Source organism: Streptomyces similanensis (assembly GCF_039543625.1).
In the GTDB taxonomy this organism is placed as follows: domain Bacteria; phylum Actinomycetota; class Actinomycetes; order Streptomycetales; family Streptomycetaceae; genus Streptomyces; species Streptomyces similanensis.
The window spans coordinates 1-11,415 of record NZ_BAABKC010000108.1; the positions used below are offsets into that span (position 1 = coordinate 1).

Below are 11,415 nucleotides of genomic sequence, written 5' to 3' on the forward strand. Positions count from 1 at the left end.
TCATCAGCGTCTCCGACGGCACCTCCCGGGCCCGGTGACACCACCCCCCAGGTCATCCGTTCGACAGGGGGCAACAGTCATGCCGGGCCCGGAGGCCAGCGGCCCCATTGCGGAACCGCGGAAAACATAACGGGGCCTCGTATCGGCCGGAAGCTGATGAATTCACGACCGCTGTTTTCCCTGAAGTGGCTGAAGTGGCTCAAGCTATCCCTGGTCCGCCAAACGGCAGGATCGGCCTTCATGATCAGATGAACGACCGGCCGACGTGAAAGCTCGGACGCAGTTTCCATTCGAATAGCTGTGAGGGCTGTGGGCACTAGCCTCGACCTTTCGTGAGGGTCCGCCGACGGAGTCGGTCGGTGAGCCCTTTTTTCGGAGCTGGTGGTGGACAAGCCGGTGGCCCGGTTGTCGCGTCGGGTGGGCGCCGGGTTCCACGGGCCGGGATCGGGTGGTGCTGTCGTCGGGACGGCGGGAGATGCTGGTCAGCCAGGGGCGGGCAGAAGCGTGAGCCGTTCGAGGGCAGCGGTGATCTCACCGGTCCAGGGCCAGTGCTGAGTGAAACTAAGAATCTTGCGCAGGCCGGTGGTGAAGAGCTGAGCGGCTGCGGAGAACAGGCGGAATCGCAGACACAGGGCTCAGGTCGCTGGCTGCAGGCGGTGCGATGATCCAGTGTTCGGGCGCCGTCAGACGGCTCCCAGGTCGACAGTGACGGGGAACGGTGCAACAGTCTTGATCGTGCCGGTGAAAATTTCGCCGTCCCTGTACGCCGTGGTGGCGGGGTCGAGGACGTAGGTGTAGACGATCGGGACACCGGTGGCGGCCTGTTCGATGCGCCAGTAGAAGGGGATGCCGGCCTTGGCGTACTGGTCGACCTTCACGATCCGGTCCGTCGTCTCCGAGCCGGGGGGTACCACCTCGACGACCAGGAGGACGTGCTCCGGGCGGGTAGGCGTGAGGTCGATGGTTTCCGCCTGGTAGACGATGACGTCCGGACGGCGGTTGGTGAGGGGAACGTCCTGCAGGCGGACGTCGAAGTCCGTGTCCGCGTTCCAGTCCGGGCCCGCGGCTGTGTCCAGGGCGTTGGCCAGGATGCGGGCCAGCCGGTGGTGGCGCTTGGAGGCGCTCGGGCTCACGACGACCATCCCGTCCACGACCTCGATGCCGGCGCACTGCTCCTCGGACCAGGAGTCGTACTGCTCCGCGCTGATCTGCGAATGCATCCACGCGGGCGCCACCATCTCGGCGGTCATGGTGTGCCCCCTTCGAGAGGCCTCGGCAGGTCCGGCGGTGCTGCGCCAAGCCTACTGTTCCGAGGTGCCGGGCTGCCCGACTCGGATGAACGCCGCTCACAAGTGCAATTCGGCCGAGCGGGGAGCGCGAGGGTTTCTTCGGTCACGCCAGGTGCTGTGAGAGGCTGAACCACATGAACCGGCTGGCTGGTGTGACCTCGCCTTATTTGCTTCAGCATGCTGACAATCCGGTCGACTGGTGGCCCTGGTCGCCCGAGGCGTTCGAGGAAGCGAAACGGCGCGATGTGCCCGTTCTGCTGTCGGTCGGGTACTCGGCGTGCCACTGGTGCCACGTCATGGCGCACGAGTCCTTCGAGGATCAGGTCACCGCCGACTTCCTCAACGAGCACTTCGTCAGTGTCAAGGTGGACCGTGAGGAGCGGCCCGATGTGGACGCTGTCTACATGGAGGCGGTGCAGGCGGCCACCGGGCAGGGTGGGTGGCCGATGACGGTGTTCCTCACGCCGGACACCGAGCCGTTCTACTTCGGCACGTACTTCCCGCCCGCGCCCCGGCACGGCATGCCGTCCTTCCGGCAGGTGCTGGAGGGCGTCCGGCAGGCGTGGCAGACCCGGCGGGCGGAGGTCACCGACGTCGCCGGGAAGATCGTGCGGGACCTCGCGCAGCGTGAGATCGGCTACGGCGGCGCGCGGCCGCCCGGCGAGGACGAGATGGCGCAGGCGCTGCTCGGGCTGACCCGCGAGTACGACCAGCAGCGCGGCGGATTCGGCGGGGCGCCGAAGTTCCCGCCGTCCATGGCGCTGGAGTTCCTGCTGCGCCACCAGGCCCGCACCGGTTCCGAGGGCGCCCTGCAGATGGCCCGGGACACCTGCGAGCGGATGGCCCGCGGTGGCATCTACGACCAGCTCGGCGGCGGCTTCGCCCGATACTCCGTCGACCGCGACTGGGTGGTGCCGCACTTCGAGAAGATGCTCTACGACAACGCGCTGCTGTGCCGCGTCTACGCCCACCTGTGGCGCGCCACCGGCTCCGCGCTCGCCCGCCGCGTCGCCCTGGAGACCGCCGACTTCATGGTCCGCGAACTGCGCACCGAAGAGGGCGGGTTCGCCTCCGCGCTGGACGCGGACAGCGACGACGGCTCGGGACGGCACGTCGAGGGCGCGTACTACGTGTGGACGCCGGAGCAGTTGCGCGACGCCCTCGGTGAGCAGGACGCGGAGCTGGCCGCCCAGTACTTCGGCGTGACCGAGGACGGCACCTTCGAGCACGGCGCCTCCGTGCTCCAGCTTCCGCAGCAGGAAGGTGTGTTCGACGCCGAGAAGATCGAGTCCGTACGGCGCCGGCTGCTGGAGCGGCGGGCCGGACGGCCCGCTCCCGGCCGGGACGACAAGGTCGTCGCCGCCTGGAACGGCCTGGCCGTCGCCGCCCTCGCCGAGACCGGCGCCTACTTCGACCGCCCGGACCTGGTCGAGGCCGCCGTCGGCGCCGCCGATCTGCTGGTACGGCTGCACCTGGACGAGCACGCGGCGCTCGCGCGCACCAGCAGGGACGGACAGGCCGGCGCGAACGCCGGTGTGCTGGAGGACTACGCCGACGTCACCGAGGGCTTCCTCGCGCTCGCCTCGGTCACCGGCGAGGGCGTCTGGCTCGACTTCGCCGGGCTGCTCCTCGGCCACGTCCTGGCCCGCTTCACCGATCCGGAGTCCGGCGCGCTGTACGACACGGCCGCCGACGCGGAGAAGCTGATCCGCCGCCCCCAGGACCCCACCGACAACGCCACGCCGTCCGGCTGGTCGGCGGCGGCCGGCGCGCTGCTCGGCTACGCGGCCCACACCGGGTCCGAGGTCCACCGCACCGCCGCCGAGCGGGCGTTGGGCGTGGTCAAGGCGCTCGGGCCGCGCGCGCCGCGGTTCATCGGCTGGGGACTGGCCGTCGCGGAGGCCGCCCTCGACGGGCCGCGCGAGGTCGCCGTGGTGGCGCCGTCGCTCGCCGACGAGGCGGCCAGGGCCCTGCACCGCACGGCGCTGCTGGGCACGGCGCCCGGCGCCGTCGTCGCCTACGGCACCGAGGGCGGCGAGGAGTTCCCGCTCCTGGCCGGCCGCCCCCTGGTCGACGGCGCCCCCACCGCCTACGTCTGCCGCGACTTCACCTGCGACGCCCCCACCACCGACCCGGAGCGGCTGCGGGCCGCGCTCGGCGGGTGAGGGGCCGCCCGGACTCCGCGGGGCCTCAACTCCCCTGCGCGCGCATGGTCAGGGCCCGTTCCACGATCGCCTCCAGCTGGTCGTGGTGGGCGCCCTTCCAGTAGGCGCGGCCGCAGTCGCGGCACTGGGCGAAGACGTCGTAGGTGCGCTGGGTGCCGTGGGCGAGCTGGTCGGCCACCTCGTCCTTGGTGGCCTGCCGCAGCAGTCCGTTGCAGGTGGTGCAGCGGGTCCAGGGGCGCAGTTCGGGGCGGAAGCGGTCCAGGACGTCGGTCAGCTGCTCGTCGGGGCGGGTGCTGTAGACGTAGGCGCCCGCCCACAGTTCGCGGCGGCGCAGCAGGCCCCGGTCGCGGCTGAGCAGCACCCGCCGCTCGGCCGCCGAGCGGGCGGCGAGAGCGGGGTCGCCGATGTCGGTCGACTCGTACGCCGCGTCGACGCCGAGCAGGCGCAGCCGGCGGGCGAGGGTGCCCAGGTGCACGTCGAGCAGGAAGCGCAGCGGGGCGCCGGGCACCCGCTGGGGGCGTTCGACGGCGCGCACCTCGACGGTCTCGGTCGCGCGCGGGACGTGCGAGACGGGCATCGGGCTGCCGTCCACGACCAGCGCGCCGACCTCGGTCAGCGGCACGCCGAGGGACTCCACGACGTGCCCGAGGGTGGAGGCGCCGTCGGTGGCCACCGGGGTGGCGCCGCGGCGGCGGGTGTGCGGGACGAACAGGCCGAGGCCGGGGGCGAACTCGACGTGGATCTCTGGACCGTTCACCCGGCCAGGATGGCACGGCCGCCCGCGTGCGCCGCAGCTCATTTCCAGGGTGGCCGGCGGGGGCTTTCCGGCGGGGGCCGCGGGCGGCGCGGTCGTCTTCGGTGGGAGCCGCGGCCGTCTTCCGCGGGAGCCGCCCGGCCGTCTTCCGCGGGAGCCGCGGACGCCTTCCGCGGGCGGCGGCGGGCGTCTCAGGTGTTCGTCGCGGTGTCCGTCGTGGGCAGGCCGTGTTCGAGGACGGTGAGGGTGCGGTCGACCAGGTCGGCGAGGTCGCCGCGGTGGTCGTTCTCGGCCCAGTACAGGGTGGTCTCCATCAGCGCGCCGACCAGGGACATGGCGCAGACGCGCACCTCCAGGTCCTGGGCGTCGCGGCCGGTGCGTTCGGCGATGGCCGTGCACAGCAGGCGCCCGGTGACCGACATGCTCTCCATCATCCGCGAGCGCACCGCGGGCACCTCGACCATCAGGCGGGTGCGCAGCCGGACCGCCGCCGGGTCGTCGGCCACGCTCGCGCCGACGGCCCGGCGCAGCACCCGGCGGACGGACTGCGGCCACGGTTCGCCGGCGGGGCAGGAGCGCAGCTCCTCCAGCAGGACCGGGTCGGACTCGTCGGTGAGGACGATGTCCTCCTTGGTGGGGAAGTACCGCGAGACGGTCGACGGCGACACCTCGGCCCGCTCGGCTATCTGCTCGATCGTCGTGGCGTCGTAGCCCCGCTCCTCGACCAGCGCGTACGTCGCGGCGCGGATCGCCGCACGGGTCTTGATCTTCTTCCGTTCGCGCAGGCCCGGCGGGAGGCCGTCGGCGCGGGACGCGGTGCGTGCGGCCGTCATGCGGTCATTGTCCGGCATCGGCATCGGCATCGGCACCGCCGTCGGCACCGGCAGCCGCAGCCGGCCGCAGCTGCAGCCGCAGCGGCCTCGGCCACGGCTCGGGGAGCCGTGGCCGAGGGGGAGACCGGTGCGGGGCGGGCGCTCACGCGTGCTGGTAGGCGACCAGGGAGATCCCCACGTAGTGGACGACGAACGCGGCCAGCGTGAAGGAGTGGAAGACCTCGTGGAAGCCGAACCAGCGCGGTGAGGGGTTGGGCCGCTTGATGCCGTAGACGACGCCGCCCGCACTGTAGAGCAGGCCGCCGACGATCACCAGGACCATCACCGCGATGCCGCCGCTGCGCATGAAGTCGGGCAGGTAGAAGACGGCGGCCCAGCCCATGGCGAGGTAGCAGGGGGTGTAGAGCCAGCGTGGCGCGCCGACCCAGAAGACGCGGAAGGCGATGCCGGCCAGCGCGGCGGCCCAGATGCCCCACAGCAGCCACTGGCCGGTGGCGCCGGGCAGGAGCAGCAGCGACAGCGGCGTGTAGGTGCCGGCGATGATCAGGAAGATGTTCGCGTGGTCGAGACGGCGCAGCACCCCGCTCATCCGGGGGCCCCAGTTCCCCCGGTGGTAGAGGGCGCTGACGCCGAACAGGAGGCAGGCGCTCAGGACGTAGATCCCGCAGGCGATGCGCCCGCGGGTGGAGTCGGCGAGTGCGGTGAGCACCAGTCCCGCTATGAGGACGGCCGGGAACATGCCGAGGTGCAGCCAGCCGCGCAGCTTCGGCTTGATCGGGTGCGGCAGCGACAGCGCGGCCGGACCGCGGCCACGGGCCGGCGGGTCCAGGGGCGCGTCGGAGGCGGACGCAGTCATGGCCGCATGGTACCGGCGACCCCGTAAGCGAGGGGTGAGCGGCTGGTTCCGATGGCCTGTGATCTCGCCGACGGGAGGAAACGCAAAAAGTCCTTCAGGTGAACCCAACGCGGACGCAAAAAAGGCCGGAAAACCGTGGGATTCCTCACGCTGCTCACCTGTGCGGCCCTCTGGACAGATGGGCGCGGGCGTCGGATGATCAAATGAGTGCGGTCGGCACCGGATGAGCGGCTACGAAGCATCCGGGTCGCGGCCCCCACGGGGCGACAAGACAAAAATCCCTCATTTAGGAGCAATCGTGGCGCGCGACATCGCGGCTCCCCCCGTCGTTCCCACCCACCACAAGGACCTGGTCTCGTGGGTCAACGAGATCGCGGAACTCACGCAGCCGGACGACGTGGTCTGGTGCGACGGATCCGAGGCCGAGTACGAGCGACTGTGCGAGGAGCTCGTCCAGAAGGGCACCTTCCGCAAGCTCGACCCGATCAAGCGCCCCCACTCCTACTACGCGGCCTCCGACCCCTCCGACGTCGCCCGCGTCGAGGACCGCACCTTCATCTGCTCCGAGAAGGAGGAGGACGCCGGCCCCACCAACCACTGGAAGGCCCCCGCCGAGATGCGGGAGATCTTCCGGGGCGAGAACGGCGAGGGCGGTGTCTTCCGCGGCTCGATGAAGGGCCGGACGATGTACGTCGTCCCGTTCTGCATGGGCCCGCTGGGCTCCCCGCTGTCCGCGATCGGCGTCGAGATCACCGACTCCGCCTACGTCGCCGTGTCCATGCGCACCATGACCCGCATGGGACAGCCGGTCCTCGACGAACTCGGTGAGGACGGCTTCTTCGTCAAGGCCGTGCACACCCTCGGCGCCCCGCTGGCCGACGGCCAGGCGGACGTCCCCTGGCCGTGCAACTCCACCAAGTACATCTCGCACTTCCCCGAGGACCGCGAGATCTGGTCCTACGGCTCCGGCTACGGCGGCAACGCGCTGCTCGGCAAGAAGTGCTACGCCCTGCGCATCGCCTCCGTCATGGCGCGCGACGAGGGCTGGCTGGCCGAGCACATGCTGATCCTCAAGCTCACCCCACCCACCGGCGAGGCCAAGTACGTCGCGGCCGCCTTCCCGAGCGCCTGCGGCAAGACCAACCTCGCGATGCTGGAGCCCACCGTCTCCGGCTGGTCCGTCGAGACGGTCGGCGACGACATCGCGTGGATGCGGTTCGGCGAGGACGGCCGGCTGTACGCGATCAACCCCGAGGCCGGCTTCTTCGGCGTCGCGCCCGGCACCGGCGAGCACACCAACGCCAACGCGATGAAGACCCTGTGGGGCAACTCGGTCTTCACCAACGTCGCCCTCACCGACGACGGCGACGTGTGGTGGGAGGGCATGACGCAGGAGACCCCGGCCCATCTGACCGACTGGAAGGGCAACGACTGGACGCCCGAGTCGGGCACCCCGGCCGCCCACCCCAACGCCCGCTTCACCACCCCGGCCGCGCAGTGCCCGATCATCGCGCCGGAGTGGGAGGACCCCCGGGGCGTGCCGATCTCGGCGATCCTGTTCGGCGGCCGCCGCGCCAGCGCCGTACCGCTGGTGACCGAGTCCTTCGACTGGAACCACGGCGTCTTCCTCGGCGCGAACGTCGCCTCCGAGAAGACCGCCGCCGCCGAGGGCAAGGTCGGCGAGCTGCGCCGCGACCCGTTCGCCATGCTGCCGTTCTGCGGCTACAACATGGGCGACTACATGGGCCACTGGATCGACGTCGCCAAGGACAAGGACCAGTCCAAGCTGCCCAAGATCTACTACGTCAACTGGTTCCGCAAGAACGACGAGGGCGCGTTCGTCTGGCCGGGCTTCGGCGAGAACAGCCGGGTGCTGAAGTGGATCGTCGAGCGGCTGGACGGCAGGGCCGAGGGCGTCGAGACCCCCATCGGCGTCCTGCCGACCCGCGCCGCCCTGGACACCGACGGCCTGGACCTGTCCGAGTCCGACCTGGAGTTCCTGCTCACGGTCGACAAGGACGTCTGGCGCGAGGAGGCCGCCCTGGTCCCCGAGCACCTGAACACCTTCGGCGACCACACCCCCTCGGAGCTGTGGGACCAGTACCGCGCGCTGGTCGAGCGGCTCGGCTGAGGCGGCCCGCCCTCGGCCGCACGAGTTCCGCGGCCGGCCGCGACTTGCCCTGACCTGCGACGTCGCTCCGGCCGGCCGCGGCACGGAGGAGGGAGGCCGGGCGCGCACAACGGCGTGCGCGCCCGGCCTCTCCCGTGCGATCCGGGCGGGGCCGCGGGGCCGCGGAGCCCGGCCGTCGTGCCCCGGTCACCCGCCCGGCCCACCGCTCCGTATGGCGGCCCGCGCTCCGGGGTACTCGGGTCGCCTCCCGGTGAAGGAGCGTGATGAGGGCATGGCTGGAGACGGCGACTTCTACAAGCACGACCGTCCGGACGATCCGGGTCTGGCCGAGGACCGTCCGCGCGGCGGCGGCCCCGACGAGCCGCACGGGCGCGGCAACTGGCCCGTCTGGGGCGTGGTCCTGGCGATCCTGGTGGTGTTCGTGATCATCGTGGTGATCTTCGGCTGAGCACCCGTCCCCGCGGCAGCCCTCGCGTCGCCCGCGCGGCGACCGGTTACGGTGCTCGCCGCGGCCGCTCCACGGCGCGACCTCTCACAGCGCCAGCTGGAGCAGCACCGTGTCGAGCAGGCGGCCGTGTTTGCGGCCGACCGCGGTCAGCCGGCCGGCGTCGGTGAAGCCGAGCCGGCGGTGCAGCGCCGCCGACGCCTCGCTGCCGGGGTCGGTGATCACCGCGACGACCTGCCGCACCCCGGCCGCGCCGCACGCGGTCAGCAGCGCGTCGAGCAGGGCGGCGCCGAGGCCGCGGCCGGTCGAGTCCGGGGCGAGGTAGACGGTGTCCTCGACGGTGTCGCGGTACGCCGGCTTCGGCCGCCACGGCGCCGCGTAGGCGAAGCCCACGATCCGGCCCGCCTCCTCGGCGACCAGGAACGGCAGCCCCCGCCCGGCGATCTCGTCGAACTTCAGCTCCCACTCCGCGAGCGGCCGCGGCGCCTCGTCGAAGGTGGCGACGCTGTGCAGGGCGTAGTGCCCGTAGATGTCCGCGACCTCGGCGAGGTCGGCGCGCAGGGCGGCCCGGACGGTGGCGGTGGGGGCGGTCACAGCTTCTGTCTCGCCTCGGTTCTCTCGCCTCGGGGACACGGGCCCGCGCAGTGTAGGGCACCCGGTCCGCGCGTCGCTGCGGGTGCGCGCGGACCGGGGCCGTCGAGGGGGGCGAGAGGCCCTAATGCGCGGCGCCGACCGGCCTGAGCGGGTCCTCCTGGGCGGCGGCGGGCGCGTGCGCGTCCATCCGTTCGGCGGCCAGGATCGCCGCCTTGGTGTCGGCGCGGGACGCGGCCACGACGAGGGCGCGCCCGGCGAGCGTGTGCGCCCGCTGGTGCAGGGCCGGCGCCTGGGCGGCCGTACGGCCGGCGGACGCGGCCGCCCGCAGCGGGGCGCGCCCGCCGCGCAGCCGGGCCACCTGCACGGCGAGCCGTTCGGCCGCCGTGTCCAGGTCGGTCGAGGGCTCGGTCAGCGCGCGCAGCTCGTCGGTGACGGCGAGCAGCGCCGCGAGATGACCGGCGAGCTGGATGTCCAACTCCTCCTCGCGCGAGCGGTGGGGGAAGTCGGCGGCGGTGCCGGCCATCGTGTGGACCGACTTGGCGCGGATCGGTTCGTACATGGGATGGCCTCCTGTGCTCTGACAGAAGTCATCCTACATTAGATCTCGTCTAAAGTTGAGTCCGTTCGCGGAAACGGTCCGCGCGCACACCGAGGGTGAGCGCGCGGCGTGCTCCGGCCGGGGTGCCGCCGGGCGTCAGGGCTGGCCGTAGCCGTCCAGGAAGTGGCCGATGCGGCCCACCGCGTCGCGCAGGTCGCCGACCGAGGGCAGGGTGACGACCCGGAAGTGGTCGGGCTCGGGCCAGTTGAAGCCGGTGCCCTGGACGACCATGATCTTCTCGCGGCGCAGCAGGTCCAGGACCATCCGCCGGTCGTCCTTGATCTTGAAGACCTTGGGATCGAGCCGGGGGAACAGGTACAGCGCCCCCTTGGGCCGTACGCAGGTCACGCCCGGGATCCGTGTGAGCAGCTCGTGGGCGACCTCCATCTGCTCCTTGAGCCGGCCGCCGGGCAGGACCAGGTCGTTGATGGTCTGCCGGCCGCTGAGCGCGGCGACCACGCCGTGCTGTCCCGGCATGTTCGCGCACAGGCGCATGTTCGCCAGGATGGTCAGGCCCTCGATGTAGGAGTCGGCGTGGGCGCGCGGGCCGGAGATCGACATCCAGCCGACCCGGTAGCCGGCCACCCGGTACGCCTTGGACATGCCGTTGAAGGTGAGGGTCAGCAGGTCGGGTGCGACCGAGGCCGTCGGGGTGTGCGTGGCGCCGTCGTAGAGGATCTTGTCGTAGATCTCGTCGGAGCAGACCAGCAGGTTGTGCCGGCGGGCGATGTCGGTCAGCCCCTTGAGCACGGCCGGGTCGTAGACCGCGCCGGTCGGGTTGTTGGGGTTGATGACGACGATCGCCTTGGTGCGGTCGGTGACCTTGCGCTCCACGTCGGCGAGGTCCGGCATCCAGTCGGACTGCTCGTCGCAGCGGTAGTGCACGGCGGTGCCGCCGGACAGGGAGACGGCGGCGGTCCACAGCGGGTAGTCCGGCGCGGGCACCAGCACCTCGTCGCCGTCGTCCAGCAGCCCCTGCATCGCCATCACGATCAGCTCGGAGACGCCGTTGCCGATGAAGACGTGCTCGACGTCGGTCTCGATGCCGAGGGTCTGGTTGTGCATGACGACCGCGCGGCGCGCGGCCAGCAGGCCCTTGGCGTCGCCGTAACCGTGTGCCGTGGAGACGTTGCGGAGGATGTCCTCCAGGATCTCCGGTGGGCACTCGAAGCCGAACGCGGCCGGGTTGCCGGTGTTCAGCTTGAGGATGCGGTGGCCGGCCGCCTCCAGCCGCATCGCCTCCTCGAGCACCGGGCCCCGGATCTCGTAACAGACGTTGGCGAGCTTGGTCGACTGGATCACCTGCATGTCTGGGAGCTTACGGCCGGGTATCGCCCGGCGGCCCGTGTTTTCCGCCACGTGGGACATCGCGGGGCGTCGGATTGACGGCCCGCGCCGGTGCCGCCGGTCGCCCCGGTACCTATGCTTTCCGGCCATGTCCATGTCTTCCGGCCTTCCCGCCGTCCCCCGTACGGGTGATGCGCCCCAGGGCCCGCCGAACGTGTACCACCCGCAGGCGCCCGCGGCCCCGGCGTACGAGGGGTACGCCGACCCGGCCGCGGCCCACGGCTGGCAGAACGCGTACGTCCGGACGCGCGAGCTGCCCGCGCTGACGGCCGACGTCCTCGCGGCCCGGGGAGCGGGGGGAACGGGCGCCGGGGGAGCGGATGCGGGGGAGGGCGCGGACACCAGGTCCGGCGCGGACGCAGGGGCGGGAGCGGGCCGGGGGGCGCGGCGCGCGGGCCGGCGG

Annotated in this window: 10 protein-coding genes and 2 pseudogenes; 4 read left to right on the plus strand and 8 right to left on the minus strand. The window is 72.0% G+C overall.

The features are described 5' to 3' along the window. Nucleotides 1–482: 482 nt before the first annotated feature. Nucleotides 483–626, minus strand: a pseudogene (locus tag ABEB07_RS30745) (IS1380 family transposase); the annotation flags it as partial. Between the two features lie 57 nt (nucleotides 627–683). After that, entirely contained in the window at nucleotides 684–1,250 is a 567-nt protein-coding gene (locus ABEB07_RS30750; RefSeq protein ID WP_345671340.1) for a Uma2 family endonuclease, read from the minus strand. Between the two features lie 173 nt (nucleotides 1,251–1,423). On the opposite strand from ABEB07_RS30750, the gene ABEB07_RS30755 reads away from it, so the two are divergent. Beyond that, a complete protein-coding gene (locus ABEB07_RS30755) occupies nucleotides 1,424–3,454 on the plus strand; it encodes a thioredoxin domain-containing protein (protein WP_345671341.1) in 2,031 nt (676 codons plus the stop codon). A 25-nt stretch (nucleotides 3,455–3,479) separates the two neighbouring features. On the opposite strand, the gene ABEB07_RS30760 is transcribed toward ABEB07_RS30755, so the two are convergent. The 3 genes from ABEB07_RS30760 to trhA all read right to left on the minus strand — a co-directional run bounded on the left by ABEB07_RS30760 (nucleotide 3,480) and on the right by trhA (nucleotide 5,897). Then, on the minus strand, nucleotides 3,480–4,211 hold the full coding sequence (locus ABEB07_RS30760) for a Mut7-C RNAse domain-containing protein (protein ID WP_345671342.1): 732 nt from the start codon (nucleotides 4,209–4,211) through the stop codon (nucleotides 3,480–3,482). A 188-nt stretch (nucleotides 4,212–4,399) separates the two neighbouring features. Further along, the gene (locus ABEB07_RS30765) at nucleotides 4,400–5,041 is read right to left on the minus strand and encodes a TetR/AcrR family transcriptional regulator (protein ID WP_345671343.1); all 642 of its coding nucleotides are present in this window, start codon (nucleotides 5,039–5,041) and stop codon (nucleotides 4,400–4,402) included. A 142-nt stretch (nucleotides 5,042–5,183) separates the two neighbouring features. After that, a complete protein-coding gene (gene trhA / locus ABEB07_RS30770; protein ID WP_164586581.1) occupies nucleotides 5,184–5,897 on the minus strand; it encodes a PAQR family membrane homeostasis protein TrhA in 714 nt (237 codons plus the stop codon). A 298-nt stretch (nucleotides 5,898–6,195) separates the two neighbouring features. On the opposite strand from trhA, the gene ABEB07_RS30775 reads away from it, so the two are divergent. Further along, nucleotides 6,196–8,028 (plus strand): phosphoenolpyruvate carboxykinase (GTP), encoded by a 1,833-nt coding sequence (locus ABEB07_RS30775; RefSeq protein WP_345671345.1) that lies wholly within the window; start codon nucleotides 6,196–6,198, stop codon nucleotides 8,026–8,028. Nucleotides 8,029–8,299: 271 nt separating this feature from the next. Beyond that, the gene (locus ABEB07_RS30780; protein ID WP_176150295.1) at nucleotides 8,300–8,476 is read left to right on the plus strand and encodes a hypothetical protein; all 177 of its coding nucleotides are present in this window, start codon (nucleotides 8,300–8,302) and stop codon (nucleotides 8,474–8,476) included. Between the two features lie 84 nt (nucleotides 8,477–8,560). Here ABEB07_RS30780 and ABEB07_RS30785 read toward each other — a convergent pair whose 3' ends face one another. The 3 genes from ABEB07_RS30785 to ABEB07_RS30795 all read right to left on the minus strand — a co-directional run bounded on the left by ABEB07_RS30785 (nucleotide 8,561) and on the right by ABEB07_RS30795 (nucleotide 10,973). Further along, the gene (locus ABEB07_RS30785) at nucleotides 8,561–9,067 is read right to left on the minus strand and encodes a GNAT family N-acetyltransferase (RefSeq protein WP_345671346.1); all 507 of its coding nucleotides are present in this window, start codon (nucleotides 9,065–9,067) and stop codon (nucleotides 8,561–8,563) included. A gap of 121 nt (nucleotides 9,068–9,188) precedes the next feature. Continuing rightward, complete coding sequence (locus tag ABEB07_RS30790) at nucleotides 9,189–9,626, minus strand: SCO4983 family protein (protein WP_345671347.1); 438 nt, start codon at nucleotides 9,624–9,626, stop codon at nucleotides 9,189–9,191. A gap of 135 nt (nucleotides 9,627–9,761) precedes the next feature. Continuing rightward, nucleotides 9,762–10,973, minus strand: a complete 1,212-nt coding sequence (locus ABEB07_RS30795) for a pyridoxal phosphate-dependent aminotransferase (protein ID WP_164587793.1) — start codon at nucleotides 10,971–10,973, stop codon at nucleotides 9,762–9,764. A gap of 127 nt (nucleotides 10,974–11,100) precedes the next feature. Between ABEB07_RS30795 and ABEB07_RS30800 the strand changes: the two are divergent. Continuing rightward, nucleotides 11,101–11,415: pseudogene (locus ABEB07_RS30800) on the plus strand (hypothetical protein); the annotation flags it as partial.